The organism is Micropruina sp., assembly GCF_047602085.1.
Taxonomy (GTDB): domain Bacteria; phylum Actinomycetota; class Actinomycetes; order Propionibacteriales; family Propionibacteriaceae; genus Micropruina.
Genome location: NZ_JASGID010000002.1, coordinates 167,616 through 183,255 on the forward strand (window position 1 = coordinate 167,616; position 15,640 = coordinate 183,255).

The 15,640-nt window shown below is 68.5% G+C and carries 13 protein-coding genes and 1 pseudogene; 4 read left to right on the plus strand and 10 right to left on the minus strand.

From position 1 onward, the window contains the following. Positions 1-45 precede the first annotated feature (45 nt). The 3 genes from QM721_RS01595 to QM721_RS01605 all read left to right on the plus strand — a co-directional run bounded on the left by QM721_RS01595 (position 46) and on the right by QM721_RS01605 (position 4,405). Complete coding sequence (locus tag QM721_RS01595) at positions 46-1,878, plus strand: alpha-amylase family glycosyl hydrolase (protein WP_415118317.1); 1,833 nt, start codon at positions 46-48, stop codon at positions 1,876-1,878. Between the two features lie 143 nt (positions 1,879-2,021). Then, positions 2,022-3,533: an amino acid permease gene (locus QM721_RS01600; protein WP_415118319.1), complete on the plus strand. Its 1,512-nt coding sequence runs from the start codon at positions 2,022-2,024 to the stop codon at positions 3,531-3,533. Next, on the plus strand, positions 3,530-4,405 hold the full coding sequence (locus QM721_RS01605) for a universal stress protein (RefSeq protein WP_415118321.1): 876 nt from the start codon (positions 3,530-3,532) through the stop codon (positions 4,403-4,405). Before QM721_RS01600 ends, QM721_RS01605 begins: the two co-directional genes overlap by 4 nt. A 167-nt stretch (positions 4,406-4,572) precedes the next feature. Here the strand turns inward: QM721_RS01605 and pdxH are convergent, their stop codons facing one another. From pdxH to QM721_RS01655, 10 genes and pseudogenes are all read right to left on the minus strand, one after another. Further along, the gene (gene pdxH / locus QM721_RS01610; protein WP_415118323.1) at positions 4,573-5,205 is read right to left on the minus strand and encodes a pyridoxamine 5'-phosphate oxidase; all 633 of its coding nucleotides are present in this window, start codon (positions 5,203-5,205) and stop codon (positions 4,573-4,575) included. A 330-nt stretch (positions 5,206-5,535) separates the two neighbouring features. Then, positions 5,536-8,358, minus strand: a complete 2,823-nt coding sequence (locus tag QM721_RS01615) for a LysM peptidoglycan-binding domain-containing protein (RefSeq protein ID WP_415118325.1) — start codon at positions 8,356-8,358, stop codon at positions 5,536-5,538. A 1-nt stretch (position 8,359) separates the two neighbouring features. Beyond that, entirely contained in the window at positions 8,360-8,788 is a 429-nt protein-coding gene (locus QM721_RS01620; protein WP_415118327.1) for a TadE/TadG family type IV pilus assembly protein, read from the minus strand. Continuing rightward, positions 8,785-9,144, minus strand: coding sequence for a TadE/TadG family type IV pilus assembly protein (locus QM721_RS01625; protein WP_415118329.1), 360 nt, complete (start codon positions 9,142-9,144; stop codon positions 8,785-8,787). The genes QM721_RS01620 and QM721_RS01625 overlap by 4 nt, the downstream gene beginning before the upstream one ends. Further along, positions 9,141-9,320, minus strand: coding sequence for a hypothetical protein (locus QM721_RS01630; protein ID WP_415118331.1), 180 nt, complete (start codon positions 9,318-9,320; stop codon positions 9,141-9,143). Before QM721_RS01630 ends, QM721_RS01625 begins: the two co-directional genes overlap by 4 nt. 22 nt (positions 9,321-9,342) lie before the next feature. Beyond that, the gene (locus tag QM721_RS01635; protein WP_415118333.1) at positions 9,343-10,218 is read right to left on the minus strand and encodes a hypothetical protein; all 876 of its coding nucleotides are present in this window, start codon (positions 10,216-10,218) and stop codon (positions 9,343-9,345) included. Beyond that, complete coding sequence (locus tag QM721_RS01640; RefSeq protein ID WP_415118335.1) at positions 10,215-11,060, minus strand: type II secretion system F family protein; 846 nt, start codon at positions 11,058-11,060, stop codon at positions 10,215-10,217. The genes QM721_RS01635 and QM721_RS01640 overlap by 4 nt, the downstream gene beginning before the upstream one ends. Next, positions 11,057-11,908 (minus strand): annotated as a pseudogene (locus QM721_RS01645) (ATPase, T2SS/T4P/T4SS family); the annotation flags it as partial. The gene QM721_RS01640 and the pseudogene QM721_RS01645, both read right to left, overlap by 4 nt. A gap of 241 nt (positions 11,909-12,149) precedes the next feature. Further along, a complete protein-coding gene (locus tag QM721_RS01650) occupies positions 12,150-14,249 on the minus strand; it encodes a hypothetical protein (RefSeq protein WP_415118337.1) in 2,100 nt (699 codons plus the stop codon). Then, a complete protein-coding gene (locus tag QM721_RS01655; protein ID WP_415118339.1) occupies positions 14,153-15,130 on the minus strand; it encodes a tyrosine-type recombinase/integrase in 978 nt (325 codons plus the stop codon). The genes QM721_RS01650 and QM721_RS01655 overlap by 97 nt, the downstream gene beginning before the upstream one ends. Positions 15,131-15,223: 93 nt before the next feature. On the opposite strand from QM721_RS01655, the gene QM721_RS01660 reads away from it, so the two are divergent. Beyond that, complete coding sequence (locus tag QM721_RS01660) at positions 15,224-15,544, plus strand: hypothetical protein (protein ID WP_415118341.1); 321 nt, start codon at positions 15,224-15,226, stop codon at positions 15,542-15,544. Positions 15,545-15,640: the final 96 nt, after the last annotated feature.

Genomic DNA, 15,640 nt, shown 5'->3' on the forward strand with positions numbered 1-15,640 from the left:
CCCGCGGTGGTGTGTTCCCAACATTGCCCGAGTAGCTTGTGGCGCATGACCCCCGCGGAGCACTCGTCCACGACGAATCCGGACGTCACGGCGTCCGGTGCGCCGGTGCTCGACGGCATGGGCGCCATCGTGCACAGCGACGGCGTCGGGTTCAGGGTGTGGGCGCCGAACGCCCAAGCGGTCAGCGTGCGGGGCAGCTTCAACGCCTGGTCGGCGCAGGCCGACCCGCTGGCCTGGGAAGGCAACGGCTACTGGTACGGCTTCGCAGCCGGGGCCAAGACCGGCGACGAGTACCAGTTCCGGCTGACCAACGGCGAGCAAGGCCTCGATCGCATCGACCCCTACGCCTTTCAGGTCACCAACTCGGTGGGCAACGGCATCGTCTACGACCACGCGGCGTTCGACTGGCAGGGCGACGGGTTCGCCTGCCCGCCGCACAACGAACTGGTGATCTACGAGCTGCACGTCGGCTCGTTCGCGCCGCAGCGCCAGGGTGTGGCGGGCACCTTCGACACCGTGCAGGCCGCCATCGAGCACTTTCAGCACCTGGGCGTCAGCGCCATTCAGTTGATGCCGTCGGCCGAATTCGCCGGCGACTTCTCGTGGGGCTACAACCCGGCGCACATCTTCGCCGTCGAAAGCTCCTACGGTGGCCCGGACGCCCTGAAGACCCTGGTTCGCGAGGTGCACAAGGCGGGCATCGCGGTGATCATGGACGTGGTGTACAACCACTTCGGGCCGTCCGACCTCGACCTGTGGCAGTTCGACGGCTGGAGTGAGAACGGCAAGGGCGGCATCTACTTCTACAACGACTGGCGCTCCGCCACGCCCTGGGGCGACACCCGGCCCGACTACGGGCGCGGCGAGGTGCGGCAGTTCATTCGCGACAACGCGTTCATGTGGCTGCGCGACTACCACGTGGACGGGCTGCGGTTCGACATGACCCCGTACATGCGGTCGGTCGACGCCGACGCCGATGTCGACCTGCCAGACGGGTGGAGTCTGCAGAGCTGGCTGAACCGCAGCATTCGCCAGGAGTTCTCCGACGCCATCACGATCGCCGAAGATCTGCACGGCAACCCGGCGGTGACCAGCACCGGGCCGGACGGCGCCGCCTATCACGCCCAGTGGGAGGCCAAATTCGTGCATCCGGTGCGGGAGGCGATCATCGTGGCCAGCGACGCCTACCGGTCGGTGCCGGCAGTAGCCGATGCGGTGTCGAACAACTACGGCGACAGCTTCGCGCGGGTGATCTACACCGAGAGCCACGATGAGGTGGCCAACGGCAAGGCGCGGGTGCCGCAAGAGGTCGACCCGGGCGACCCCGACGGCTACTGGGCGCAGAAGCGTTCCACCCTGGGTGCCGGGCTGGTGTTCACCGCGCCGGGCATTCCGATGATCTTTCAGGGCCAGGAGTTTCTCGAGGGCGGCTGGTTTCGCGACACCGTTCCGCTGGACTGGAACCGCAACGACGAGTTCCAGGGCATCGTGCGGCTGTACCGCGACCTGATCGAGTTGCGCCGCGACTACCACTCGACCACCCGGGGGCTGAAGGGGTCGGGGCTGCACATCATTCACGGCAACGACGACGCGAACCTGCTGGCGTTCCAGCGTTGGTACCACCACGGCCCCGGCGACGACGTGGTGGTGATCGCGAACCTCGATGCGGGCGCCAAGCACGATTACCGCATCGGCATGCCGCAGGAGGGGCTGTGGAAGCTGCGGTTCAACAGTGACGCGACGATCTATTCCGCCGTCTTCGGCGATTACGACTCGTTCGACCTGACCGCCCACCAGGGCGGCTACGACGGCATGGCGGCCCACGCCGACATCGCGATCGCCCCGTACAGCCTGTTGATCTACAGCAGGGACGACTGAGACCCCGCCTGTCGAGCTGTTCGTTCGCGATTCCGACCCGAATGTTTCAGCCGTGCAACTGCCGCGGCTCGGGGGTTCCCACACCGGGGCTACGGGCGTAGCTTATGGCCAGCCGATTTCAGTCTTCACTTGGGAGAACGCAGATGGCCCTGTCGCTTCGTGAGCAGTTGCTGCGCCGTAAGCCGATCGTGTTTCAGCAGCAGCACCACCAGGGCGAGGAACTCGCCCGCAACCTGTCGACCTTTCAGCTCACGATGTTCGGGGTCGGCGCCACCGTCGGCACCGGCATCTTCTTCGTGCTGGGTCAGGCGGTACCCAAAGCCGGCCCGGCGGTGCTGGTCTCGTTTCTGATCGCAGGCTTCGCGGCCGGCCTTTCGGCCCTGTGCTATGCCGAGTTGGCTTCGGCGATTCCGGTGAGCGGGTCGACGTACTCCTACGCCTATCACGCGCTGGGCGAGTTCGTGGCCGTGGTGATCGCCGGTTGTGTGCTGCTGGAGTACGGCGTCTCGACCGGTGCGGTCGCGGTCGGGTGGAGCAGCTACTTCAACGAACTGCTGCAAGAGACCATCGGGTGGCAGTTGCCCGAGGCGCTGTCGGTCTCACCCATTCCGGTGCCGGTCGAAGATGCGCTCGGCCAGATCACCTACCCGGCCACCGGCGGCATGATCAACCTGCCTGCGGTGGTCCTGGTGCTGCTCTGCATGCTGCTGCTGATTCGCGGCGCGTCCGAATCGGCGACGATCAACGCCATCATGGTGATGATCAAGCTCGGCGTGCTGGTGTTGTTCACCGTTATCGGCTTCAGCGCGTTCAACGCCGATCACTTCGCCGATTTCTTCGGGTACGGCCTGAGCGGCATCAGCGCGGCGGCCGGCACGATCTTCTTCTCGTTCATCGGGCTCGACGCGGTGGCGACGGCCGGTGAAGAGGTGAAGAACCCGCAGAAGGCCCTGCCGCGCGCCATCATCGGCGCGCTGACCATCGTGTCGGGCATCTACATCGCTGTCGCGGCTGCCGGCCTGGCCGCCAAGCCGGTCGAGTTCTTCAAAGAGACCGCGGGCGAGGCCGGCCTGGCGCTGATTCTCAAAGACATCACCGGCAATCAGGTCTGGAGCACCGTGCTGGCCGCCGGCGCGGTGATCTCGATCTTTTCGGTCACGCTGGTCACGCTGTACGGGCAGACCCGCATTCTGTTCGCCGTCGGCCGCGACGGTCTGATCCCCAAGCGGTTTCTCGAGGTCGACGCCAAGACCATGACGCCGGTGTTCAACACCGTGACGGTGTCGATCATCGTGGCGTTGATCGGTGGTTTCGTGCCCGACGTCTACCTGTGGGACACGGTGTCGATCGGCACTCTGATGGCCTTCTCGGTGGTGGCCATCGGGATCATCGTGCTGCGCCGAACCCACCCAAACCTGGAACGTCCGTTCAAGGTGCCGGGCTATCCGGTGGTGCCGATCCTGACCGTGGCGGTGTGCATCTACATCATGTGGGGGCTGGCGCTGGTGACTTGGGTCATCTTCTTGGCCTGGATCGCCGTGGTGGTGGCTTTCTATTTCGCCTACGGCCGTAAGCACGCAACCCTCAACAACTACACCTCAGAAGAAGAGATCGCCGAACCGGGCGGTCGCAAGCGCAAGGATGACGAGGCATGACCTACCTGGTCGGTTACAGCCCGCACAAGGAGGACTCCTGCGCACTGGCCCTGGCCTGCCAGTTCGCGCGATCGGAGTCGGCGGCGGTGCTCGCGGTGACCGTGGTGCCGCGCGGTTGGGAGACGGTTGCCGGCAGCGCCACCGACGGCGACTTCGAGCAGTGGGCCGCCGAAGAGGGTGAAGCAAGCGCTGCCGAAGCCGCAGGGCGGCTGGCCGCGTACCCCGACGTCACCTCGAGCGCGGTCTGGGTGACCGGACGGTCGGTGCCGGCGGCGATTCTCGACCAGGCGGCCACCCTTGAGGCGAGCCTGATCGTGGTCGGCTCGGGCATCGACGGCCCCGAGGGACGGCTCACCGTCACGTCGAAGACCGACCGGCTGCTGCACAGCTCGCAGGTGCCGGTGGCGATCGCCCCGCGCGGCTACCAGCCCGCGGACGGCTCAAAGGTCACCCGGGTGACACTCGCCTTTCGTGACGACGATGCCACCTGGAAGCTGCTCGACGACGTGGCCGAGATCTGTGCCCGCATCGGGGCAGAGCTGCGGCTGCTGACCGTGGCGCTCAAGCAGCGCTTGATGGTGAGCTCGGGGGTGCGCCGCAACGAGGAACTGGTCTACGCGAACTTGCTCGACCAGGTCGCCGCGGCGCAGTCCGAGGCGGTGCAGCACCTGGCCGGCAAGGGCGTCAGCGCCACCGCCGTGGTCGCTCGGGGCAGTTCGTGGCCCGAGGCGCTGGCATCGGTCGAGTTCAGCGACGGCGACGTGCTGGTGGTCGGCTCGTCACGCACCCACCCGCTGGCCAACGTGTTCCTGGGTTCGAGCGCGGCCAAGATCCTGCGCAACTCCACCGTGCCGGTGATCGTCGTTCCCTGAACCCCTCTCGGTTTCGGCTGAGGAAGCGCTGGTCGAGTCGAGCTTGTCGAGGCCTCGACGTTCGCTCGCCGGCAAGGGTTGCGACTCGCTCAACCAACGGAGGGCGCCTCGATCGGCGCTTTCCTGACCATTCGTCGCTCGCGCAGGAGGGCGAGCGACGTGTGCCGTCAGGGGGCCAGCCGCTCCCGAACCCAGCGGCCATCCAGCATGCGATAGCGCAGCCGGTCGTGCAGCCGCGAGGGCCGGCCCTGCCAGAACTCCCAGACCTCGGGCACCAGCCGGTACCCGCCCCAGTGCGGCGGACGCGGCGGATCGTTGCCGAACCGTTGCGACGCTGCCCGCTCTGCCTGCTCCAGCACCTCGCGTCCGGCGATTACCCGGCTCTGCGGCGAGGCCCACGCCCCCAGCCGCGACCCCAGCGGGCGACTGGCGAAGTACTCCTCCGACTCGGCCTCGGCGACCCGCTGCACCGGCCCCTCGATGCGCACCTGGCGTTGCAGCTCACCCCAGTAGAACAACAGTGCGGCCTGTGGGTGGGCGGCCAGCTCGGCGCCCTTGCGCGAGTCGTAGTTGGTGAAGAACACCACGCCGCGGCCGTCGTAGCCCTTCATCAGCACGATGCGGGCCGACGGCCGGTCATCGGCCCCGACGGTGGCCAGCGTCATGGCGTTGGCCTCCGAACCACCCTGGGCGGCCGCCTGGGCGAACCAGGCGTCGAACTGCCGCAGCGGCTCGGCGGCGGCAGTCAGCTCCTCCAGGGTGTCGCGCTGGTAGTTGACGCGCATGTCGGCGGGGTCCATGGTCCGAGCCTAAGCCGCGATCCACCGACCAAAGGCCCAGCGACCGGTCTTGGCTGGATTCACCTGCGCCCCGGTGGCGCGAAGGGGTGCGCGCGGCGATTCGTGCGTTACGCCGCCGCTCGACGCCCCTCATGCAGCCCCGCGCGCCGAGACGAGCGTTATGCCGGCCATCGTGGCAGGCCATAAAGCGCACTTCTCCGCGTCGACGATGAGCTGCGGCCGCGCCGCAACTCAATACGCACGTTTCTCGGCAGGCGCGCCAAGAAGTCGCAAGTCGGTGGGTCGAGGCTCAAATCGGCGCATTCACCGTTGTCCGACGCCTCACCCGCGTCACCGGACGGCCCGGGGCCGGGTTCGGCCCTCCAGCGCCTGCTGGCAGGCGTCGACGGTCTCGGGAGCCAGATCAATGCCCAGCACTCGCGCCTGGCCGGTCACCCAGCGAACCAGCCGTTCCACCTCGCCGGTGTTGCCGGCCAGGTGCTCGGTGCGAATGCGCTCGACCAGCAGCAGCTCGTCCTCGGGTGCGGCGAGCAGGGCCCGGGCGCCGGCCCAGCGGGCCAGGTCGAGGTCGCGGTGCTCGATCGCCCATCGGGTGAGCAGCACCCCCGCGTCACGGGCCACCGAGGCCATGTCGGTGCGCAGTTCCTCGGCCCAGCGCCACTGGCCCGGTGCCGCGTCGGCCAGCGGGGCACCGCGAACCAGGTCGAGCACGTCCACTAGGGTCTCGGCGGTCAGCCGGTTGAGGCCGGGGGCGATCAAGGCCTGCAGGCGCCGCCAGTCGGAACCCACCTCGGGGTGCAGCGCGATGCGGCCCGAGTATGCCTCGGGCAGGTAGGGCTGGCCGATTGGGTCGTGCCCCAGCCAGGACCGCAGTCGCGACATATTCGAGCGACGGGTGGTCTCGGCCACCACCAGTTCGCTGGTCATCCGGGTGGCGGTGCTGCCGGGGTTCTCCAGCAGCCAGCCGCAGTACTCCTCGCACTGGCGCCGCGACCGGGCCGGTGCCGGGCCGGCCGCACCGACCAGTTCGATCGGCCCGAACAGCCGCAGGTACGGGTGCGCAGAGTCGGACGGTCGGCGATCGTCGACGCTCAACCGATCGGCGCGCCGCGGCACCAGGGTGCGCACGTTGTCGGAGTCTTGGTCTGCCCACCAATGGGCCGGTTCGTGCGCGCCCTCGTCGGTGGCCGCGAAGATCGTGCCGATTGCGGCACGGGTGTGGGCGGCGATCAGGTGCGGCAGCAGCGGCTGCCCGGACGGCTCCAGCGTGGCCCGGGCGGCCTCTTCGGTGCCCTCGAGGGCCAGCGACCAACTGCCGGCGCCCGCCACCACTCCGCTAATGCCCAGATCGCCGTCGAACAGCGCGTCGAGCCGCTGCCGCTGGTCGGCGGTCGGCTCGTCGGCGAGCAGAATCACCTGTGCGGCACCGGCCTCGGCCCGGTCGGGGTCGACCCGCAGCAGCGCCGTGGGCGCCTCGTCGTCCGACCGCTGGAGCGCGGTCACCTGCAGGTCGTCGAGGGCAACCGTGGCATCGCCGGTGAACCGGACCAGCTCGGGACAGGCGGCCCGCACGAACATCTCGTCGCCGCCCACCACGGTCAAGGTGAGTTCGGCGGACCACGGCGAGCACGACAACTCCACCGCCATCGCGGCGGCCGCAGCGTGCCGCAGTGTCCGGGGCCCGCGTAGTGCCAGGGGCGGTGCCGACTCCAGATCGACCATCAGCCACGCGCCGGACTGCTCGCGCCCCAGCGTGACCAGCGCGGGGAACGGCACCGGGTGGGTCGATTCGGGCAGCGACGCGGCCGAACGGGCTGACAACAGCCAGGCCGAGCCGGACGCCTGGAACGGCTCCGGCGGTTCGCCCGGCGGTCTGTGCCAGTGGAAGACGACGCCGACGTCGTCGAGCAGCACCCGGTCGAGCCGGGGCAGTGGACGTCCGGTCGCGTGCACGTGTGCGCCGAGCCGGCGCAGCGCGCGTTCGAGCAGCACCGGGCTGTCGGGCCGTTCACGTCTGCCGAGCGCGGTCTCGTAGCGGCGCAGGTCGACGGGCGGTTGTGCGATGCGCCGCCCCAGCGGGCGCGAGCGCAACTGGTTGGCCCGGCTCAGGCCGACCCCGGCCAGGATCATGGCCGCGGCTGCTCCGCCCAGGCCACCCAGCAGCGGCCAGCTCGGGTCGCCCGGTGCGCTGGTCGTGACGGCGGCGGGCACCTCGGGTGCGGCCTGCGCCGACGCGGTCACCGTCGGCGTCGGCGTAGGCGTCGCCGTCGGTTCGGCGACCGGGGACGCGGCCGTGGTCGCGGACTGAACCGGTGCCGGCTGTTCTCCCTGTGGGACCTCGAGAGAGACGTCGGGCTTGCGCGGCGGACGCTGCCGCTGGGGGGCCGGCGCCGCCTTGCCTTGCGGAATCACCAGCTTCCAACCGACGTCGATCAGGTCGGGGTCGTCGATGCGGTCGGCGTTGGCCCGGTAGATGCGCGGCCACTTCGCGCCATTGCCCAGGTGCGTCTCGGCCAGTCCGCTCAGGGTGTCGCCGCGCTCGACGACGACGGTGTGCGCCCGAGCCACCTGGTGGTGCGACTGCTCGGGCCCGGCGGGCAACACCAGCCGGGTGCCTGGCACCAGATCGACGGTGGGGTTGGCCAGCAGTTGAGGGTTGATCTCGGCCAACTGTCGCCAGTGCCGGCCCTCGCCCAGCACCTGCTCGGCGACGCTCCACAGGTCGTCACCGGGCCGAACCAGGTAGCCGGCCACCTCTGTCGGCGACTCGGCCTGGGTGGCGCCGGTTGCCTCGACGCCTGAACTGGCCGGGGCTGCCACCGGTGGGGCCGCTCCGGCGGGGACCGCCGGCGAGAGCGCGGCGAAGACCAGGGCACCGGCGATCGCCTGCAGCCCGCCCGCCAGCGGCAGCCGCAAGGGCACCGCCCGCCGGCCCACGATGTTCACCGCCTCCAGCACGACCGAGACGGCGAAGACCGCCCGGGCCACCCATCCGGCCAGGGTCAGCAGGGCCAGCAGCGCCGACCCGTCGTCGGGCCGGGCCAGGTTGCCCACGGCGGTGACCGGTACCCCCCAGAACAGCAACGCCAGCGGCGCGCCGACCACGACGACCACGAGCGCCAACGCGGCGCCGATCGAACGGATGCGAACCATGTCACCCTCTTCTTCGGTAGCGATCGAGCGCGGACGAACCGTCCGCACTGAGTTGCCATTCGCCCGGCCAGCCGGGCACTGCCAAGTCGGCCAGCGGCACCCCGCAACTGACCCGCACCCGCACCTGTGCCGGCTGGCCGACCGGCACCTGAAACCCGCTGACGTCGATCTCGACGCCGAGCGCCCGGCAGTTCAGGCCGCTGGTGGCCGCCTGCGCGCCGGCGATGCGCTGGGCGGCCACCTTCGCCTCGGCCGGGGTGCTGGCCAGGGACGCTGCCCGGCTCGCCACGCCCGCGATCTGCTCCACCACGGTGTGCCCGTGCCAGACCCGTCCGGCCCCGATGATCAAGCCGATCAGCAGGGCCAGCGCGGGCACGATCACGGCGAACTCGACGGCGGCGGCACCCCTTTCGCCGCGTGGGCGCCTCATCGCCCGGCCTGTTCCAGCGGCATCAGGGCGAACTCGGTGACCGTGCCCATGCCGAGATCGATGATCATCGCCGCCCGTCCGCTCACCGTCACGCGCACGGTGCCGGCTGAGCGCTCGATGCGAACCGTGGCGTCCTGCAGACCGCCGGCACCGGCGATGCGCCGGCCCATCGCAACGGCATCGCCGTCCGAGCCGCGCGACCAGGCCACCTGCTCGGCCGCGGCACCGGCGGCCTGGCCCGCGACCGTGCGCGCATGCAGCCAGATCCCGGCCTGAATGGTGCCCAGCACGGCGAGCAGCACGACCGGGATCAACAGTGCCCACTGGGTGGACTCCGAGACCCCGCGTTCGCTCACTTGAGGGCGCCGAGCTTTCCGGTCACGTAGGCGGTCACCACGCCGACGACGGCCATTGCGACCACCACCGCACCGGCGAGCAGGAGCGCCGTCTCGGTGGATTGCGACAGCCCTCGCTCGTCCCGCTCGGGCGGGCTGAACACGTAACCGATCACGGTGTGCAGGATGGCCAGCATGATTTCTCCTCGTGGTTGTGGGTCAACTGCTCACCATGCGGAGCAGGGGTGGAATCAGGAAGAGCAGCCCGAAGATCAGGCTGGGCATGACCATCAGCACGGTCATTCGTTCAGACACCGTGGCTGCCTCGATCTTGGCTTCGGTGAGGTGCGCGTCGCGCAGTTCCTTCACCCGGGCGCGCAGGGCATCAGACAGTGACGCGCCCGAGTCATCGAGCTTCATCACGTCGGCGATGTCGCACAGCGCGGGCAGTTCGAGTTCTTCACCCAACCGCTTGAGCTCGGCGAACGGCGCCCGCTGCTCCAGGCGCGAGCGTTGCAGCGAATCGCGGATCGCCACGAACACCGCCTGGTCAGAGACGGCGGCCGCGGCGTGCAGCGATTGGGTGGCGCTCGAATTCGCCAGTCGCTCCAAGGTGACCAGGTCGACGAAGGTAAGCAGGGCCTCGGTGGCGTCGGCCGACGTGCTGGCGCTGCCGCGACCGATCACGATGTCGGGCACGAAGAAGCCGATCAGACCGAGCACCAGGCCGACGATCACCGGTATGACCAGCGACACCCCGAGGCTGACCAGCAGCAGCACGCCCCCCAGCCCGGGCAGCGCGAGACCGATCAGGGCACCCAGCACCTTGTAGGTGTAGAACCGGTCGATCGAGATGCCGCGCAACTGCAACTGGCGAGCGATGCGGTCATCGACGGCACCGGGCAGCCGGCCCCGCACCCAGGCACCAATCCGGTCTGCCCCGGACGCCGGGGAAACGGCCGGCGGCACCCGTCCGTCCAGCACGCGCAACGCGTCGCTCAGCCGTGGGTGGGCCGGCACGAAGAAGCCGGCCACCGCCCACAGGCCGGCCGCGAGCAAAATTCCGGATGCCACCGCCACCCAAAGACCGGTCATCGCAGGCTCCGCAGAATGCGTTCCCGGCGACGCGGCAGGGTCATCCGGCGCAACACCACCAGCGACATGACGTACAGGCCGAGCAGGCCGAGCAGAATCAGCTGGCCCACCGGTGTGGCGTACGGGGCGAAGAAGTCGCGCCCGAACAGCAGCGCGAGGGTCAGCACGCTGACGGTGATGATCGTGACCTGACGCACCACGATTCTGGGCTTGGCCCGTTCGGTCTCGATCTCGCGCTGAGCCTTCAGCCGGTCTTGAATCGAGTCGGCGAGCGCGTGCAAGGTTGCGGTGGCGCCGGTGCCACCCCGATCGGCAGCCAGCGCCAGGGCCGCGAGCACCGCGTCGGCGTCGGCCGAATCGAGCTCATCGGCCATGGCGCGCAGCGCCTCAGCCGAGGTCCAGCGTTCGTCGAGCCGGGCCACCAGCAGCCGCAGCGGTGCGGCCAGCAACTCAGGCGCCTGGCGCTGCGACAACCGGATCGCGTCGGTGATCGAGCGGCCGGTGGGCAGCATGGCGGCCAGGCTGCGAATCCACCGATCGAGCGCCTGCAGTAGCTCGACGTCACGGTTCGACGGCGCGCCGAGCAGCAGCGGCAACCCGACGGCGGCCAGCGGCGCCACCAGCACCGTCGCCGTCAGGCCGGTGATCGTGGCGAAGGCAACCCCGACGACCAGCCCCAGCGCCAATCGCCAGCCGTGCTTGCGCAGCACCGGCCGCAACCGATCGAGCCGGCTCGCGCCAGAGGCCGGACGGGTCGCCCGCGGTGAGGTGCGAAACCCGGCCACGACCAGCACGACGCCGGCACTGAGCAGCGCCCCGAGCAACGCGACGACGGTGGTCATGGCCGCTCCCACGCCTCGTCGAACTCGGCGAGTTCGGCGGCGAATACGGGTTCGGGGTGAAACTGCTCCGGCGAGGTGGCGGTCGGCGCCGCGTACACCAGATGGGTGACCGGACGGCCGGCCTCAAGCGCTCCGGTGAGCTGGCGGATCTCGGCCACCCGGCGAGTGCGGCGTCCGCCTCGCCACGTGTCGTCGACCAGCTTCACATAGATCAGCAGATGAATGTGGTGCGCCACCTGCCGGTAGGCCTCGTCGACGGTGAGCACGCCACCCTGCGCCACCCGGGAGGCCAGCCGGTCCATCGTGGAGGCCGCCGAGTGCGAGTGAGTCGTACTCAACGTTCCCGCGCCGGACTGCATCGCCTCGAACATGGCACCGGCCTCCGAGCCCCGCACCTCGCCGATGATCAGCCGCGACAGGTTCTGCCGCAGCGCTTCGGGAATCAGGTCGGCCACCGAGTACTCGCCCAGCCGCCGGCCGTCCTGCTGTTCACCCATGCCCACCTTGGCCTGCAGCGCCAGCATGTTGCGCCGCTCCGGCCGCAGGTGGGTGAGCAGTTCGTAGTCGGTCTCCAGGGTGCCGAAGCGCTCATTAGCGGGAATCGCGTCGATCAGGGCGCGCAGCAGGGTGGTCTTTCCCGCACCCTGGTCGCCGGCGATCACCATCGACTTGCGCGCCATCACCGCCGCGTGCAGAAAGCGACCCACCGCATCGGGCATCATTCCGGTCTTGACCAGGTCTTTCAGGCCGATGTCGGTGAGAATGTGCTGGCGAATGGTGATGCTGGGCCGATACGAGAGGCCAAACCCGATGGCGTGCAGCCTGAACCGGTCGCCCAGCGCCAGCGTGGGGGATTCACGAAATCCCCTCAATCTATTCACGAAACCGCCGCTGACCAGCCATTTCGATCCCCTGTTGCTCATCTGCGCAGCAGGGGTTTTCGCCGTGTCCAATCCGGCCCGAATCCCGCTCGATCCGCGCTCCGTCGGCCATCGCCAACCGTCTGTCGAGCGGTCAGCCCCGGAACGCGGCAACACCCGATAGCCCTTCGAGGGCTATCGGGTGCTGCTGTTGAGGATGTCGGAGAGGCTAGGCGGCTAGCGGCGGCGCGTTCGGCCGCTCCCTTTCCTCTTCGAGAAGGGTCCGCCACCGGCGTGGCCTGGTCGGCTTCGGTGGAGGGGTGGAGTCCGGGTCGGTCGAGGTCAGCCGGTCGGTCTCCATGAAGGCGTTCAGCACACGGAGATTGTGGGCGAAGCAGATAAAGCCAACCAGGAAGGCTTGGGCGGCGAAGCCTCGCAGCATCCGGTTGCCGTGGTGGGCGAGCGAAAGGCCGTGGGAGTCTTTCAGCCGCGCGTTGGTGCCCTCAATCGAGTTGCGTCCGGTGAAGTAGATCGAGGCCCACTCATCGCTCTCCCAGGTCGGCCCCTGCTGGAGGTACTTGGCGATGGTGAACTGCTGCCCTTTGGGCCCTGGGGTCGCGGTGCCTCGCAGAGGGACGGTGACCGACGAGGCGTTGGAGCAGATTTCCCGGGCATCTTCGCGGCTGGGGGCGGTGAACTTTGCCGAGGTGAGCCGCTTGGCGGTCAAAGGCAGCAGCCGGGCACGGATCAGCCTGGGGTCTTCGCCTGTACGTTGGGCTCGCTGGTCGGCGAGGTCCGTCATCAGTGACGTGCGCAGCGGGCATTGGAGGGTCGCGCCCGGCCCGGAAGCGCAACACTTGAACTGGGTGGCGCCGTCCGGTCGTGAGTCCTTGACCCGACTCAGGTAGATGCTCGCCCGACGCTCCAGCAGCGTGCGCCAGTCTTCCTCGGTGATCCGGCCTTCGAGGAAGTCGGGTGTGGCGGTCACCATCTTCTGAGGCATAGCCGGGTCAAAGAAATGACCGTCCACCAAGAGCATTCCTGCGTAGGTTCCTTGGAGGCCGACCGTGTCTCGTCGAAGGTCGCCGATGATCTTGTACCCGGCCTCGCGCAGCGGAATCTGGAACTGTTCGGCGATCATCTTCGGATAGAAGTCCCGGTCCCCGATGGCGTAGCCGTGCGGCATGTCGGCCGCCATCACCTTGGCCAAGGCGGTCATCACATTCCCGTTGGGGTTGGTGCCGGGCTTGTCGATAGAGGCCCCGAGGAGCAGTCCTGGGACGCGCTGCTTAGGTCCCGATGCGCTCATCATCACCAGCGTCAGGTCCAGGCCCCAGGCAACCTTCAACCGTTCGTTGGTCGAGTCGTCGGGCACCTTCTCGTGGGTGCGGTTGTACCAGCCCATGTCCGGCTCAATACTCGCTCGCCTGCCTTTGGTGGTCGTGGCCTTGCTGACGCCCGGCACGAACGTGCCGTCGAAGGCCACCGTGCCGTCCCACCAGCCCAGCAACTCCCGGGGTGTCTGCTCGACCACGGTCCAGATCAGCGCGTTCTGGAAGGCCATCAGGCGCGCTCGGCGACGGGCCACAAACGCCTCGTCGCGGGTCTCGCGCAGGGCCGTGAAGTCGGCCTTGTCGTAGCGGTAGTGATGCTGGGTTTCGGGGAACGGGTCGAGAACCCGCCGAATGCGGCGTTCGGCTCGGCGCAACCGCTCCTCCCACGCGTCGATGAACTTCGCGCCGAATGTCCGTCGTGGTGTCGCGGCATGAACTGTTTTCGGGCCGTACGCGTAACGACTGCGGTCTGCCTTCGCGCCGAGCGTGCCTGGGATCAACCCTTGTGGCGTCTTCCTGGCCAGGGGTGGCAGGCCGAGGTAGGCGTGCGCTTGGGCGGTGAGCCGGTATAGCACCAACTCGTTGACCTTGGTCAGGTGCAGCGGCGTGCCCTCGTTCGCCAAGACGGCCAGCAGGCAGAGCAGGGCTCGGTCGCTGACTTCTGTGGGCCTTCCGCCGACGGGTCTGCCGTCTTCGTCACGCCAATCCTCCAGCATCTGGAGGAGGCCCGACTGGTCGATCAGTTGGGCGACGACCTTCACCTCGTTGACGTGAACGGGTGTGTATCGACGACTGGCGTAGGAGAATCCGGGCTGCTGGAGGAGGCCGACGCGTGCTTGCGCGCCATTGGGCACGGCAGGAGTGCCCCCGCCCTGCCTGCTCCTCGGCCCCCTTGCCATCAGTTCTCCGCACCCCAGGTGCCGGGGACCCGTGACGACCGCCGAACAAGGTGCCGGAACTCCGCATCGTCCATTTCGGGCAGCGTGCGCAGCCACTTTTCGTAGGCGCGGAGGTTGGTGAGCCCAGCAGCCCTGCACAAGGCGGCGACAGGAACGCCGTTGGAGAGGTGCCGGACGAGCCAGGTCGCTCGGAGGCGGCGCGGATTGGGATGGATGCCCTCGTCCCTGTTCGTGCCTTGGATGAACGCCTGCACGACGCTCGAACTGCGGTTCGTCCTCCCCGGCGCGAAGGCGTAGTCGTCCGGGTCGACGTTCTGTACGAGTTCGATGAGGATCGCTTCGTGTTCGGCGAGGACCGGGACCTCGCGCGCGGACCTGCCCCGCACATGCAGTAGGACGCCTTCCTCGTCAATCTGGATGTCCCGGACGCGAAGAAGAACAATCTCGTGCGTGTACAGCCCGGCGCCGAGAGTGAGGGCGAGAAAAACTTGGGCCTTGTTGCGGTTCAGGGCCGTTCTCTGACCTTTTGCCCAGTTGCGGATCGTCCGGACTTCTTGATCGGTGTACGGGGTGGGGTGCCAGGCGGAGGTGTAGGAAGTCTCTTCGGGCAGGTCGTCGGGCCACTCGGAGTTCAATGCCCGGCCCATCGTCTTCAACTTGCCCCGGAACATCTTCTTTACCTTCGGGGTCCAGTCCGTCTGCCGGTCCAGGAACTCGCTCATGATGTCCAGGTCGAAGACTGTTCGCCGGGTCATTTCGAAGCCTGCCTCGTAAACCACCCAGTCCACCAGTTGCGCGAGCAGGGTCAGTCGGCGCCGCGCCTCGTCCCCGTCGTGAGGTTTGCTGTCGACGACTGCTTTGACGACGAACTCGCGGATTTTCAGCCAGTGGTACAGGTCGACCGCACGCGGCCGGTAGTTGGCCGTAACGTGCGTTACGGTCTCCTGCGCCGCCGTTCTAGGAGGTTGTTGGTTCATACCAACACCGTGCCACCCGTCACTGACAGTTCTCTTCGAGGGGTCGGTTCGGCGTCGCGTAAAGCGGCGCATCGACCGGGGTAGTTTGACCTCGTGCCCAGGTCCAGACGGGAGCCCCCGGCCAGTTTCAGCGACAACTGGCCCGACCGAGCGTGCAGCGACCCGGCCGCCGAGAAAGTCCGTCTCTTCGTCCTCCGACTGCGTGCGGCCATGGGTGGCGCTTCGCTGCGCAAGACTGTGGCCGAAGTCGACCTGGACTACTCGATCCTGAGCGACTACCTCAGCGGCAAAACCTGGCCGGCCTCGCGAGCCGTCGCGGTGCTGGAAGTCGCCCTCGACCAGGCGCTGTGGCCCCCGCATGTGAGCCGGGAGTTCGCTACCCACGAGGAACCCGGCCAGAGCGTCGAAGGATAGACGCGCGACACGCTGCTACTGGTCGCCCGCCCAGACAGCCTGAAGGTGTAGGTTCAGAGATGGTTCCAAGACCTCTGAAGCCCCTTCGGTTCTCCG